This window comes from Cellulomonas sp. P4_H12 (genome assembly GCF_056400905.1).
The window spans coordinates 1-717 of the sequence record NZ_JBFUKJ010000078.1 but is presented as its reverse complement, the minus strand read 5'-3'; the positions used below and the strand labels follow the sequence as shown (position 1 = coordinate 717).

Below are 717 nucleotides of genomic sequence, written 5' to 3'. Positions count from 1 at the left end.
AATCCACGCCGAGCAGTTCCTTCCCAGCTAGATCGCAATCGAACCGCGCACAGCCGCGGTTCGACTTCCGAACAGAGGCAAGAGATGAGTATTTCCCGTCTAGGCGCCCTCAGCGTCGACGTCACGGACCTCGAGGCCTGGCGCCACGTGCTGGTCGACCTTCTGGGGCTTCACGCCCGACCGCGCGAGTCCGATCAGGACCCGCTGCTGATCCGAATCGACGACCACCACCACCGTGTCGCGCTGTACCCCGCGACCGAGGATCGGATCCGGTCCATCACGTGGGAGGTCGACAGCCCCACCGAACTCCGGGCGATCGCCGAGCGTGTGAACGCCGAGGGCATCGCGGTCGAGTGGATTCCGACCGGAGCCGCGGAGGCGCGGCTGGCGGTCGAGGCGTTCCGGTTCGTCGACTCCGAYGGCTTCCCCAACGAGGTGTGTTTCGGCCCGACCATCGATCACACACCGCTCGGCCACGGCGGCGTCATCAGTGGCTTCGTCACCGGTCAGCTCGGTCTCGGGCACGTGGTGCTGATGTGCAAGGACTACCCAGCGGCCGTGGACTTCTACACGCGCGTCCTGGGGTTCGAGCTCACCGACTACATAGTGTGGGACGGCGCGGATGCGACCTTCCTGCACTGCAATCCGCGGCATCACAGCCTCGCGCTGATGAACGAGTGCTTCTCTTTCACGGGTGGCGACTTCAACCACCTGATG

Annotated in this window: 1 protein-coding gene; it reads left to right on the top strand. The window is 65.2% G+C overall.

Translation table 11 applies throughout. The features are described 5' to 3' along the window. Positions 1–84: 84 nt before the first annotated feature. A partial coding sequence (locus AC1DQC_RS19830; protein ID WP_477052947.1) for a VOC family protein occupies positions 85–717 on the top strand: 633 nt, incomplete at its 3' end.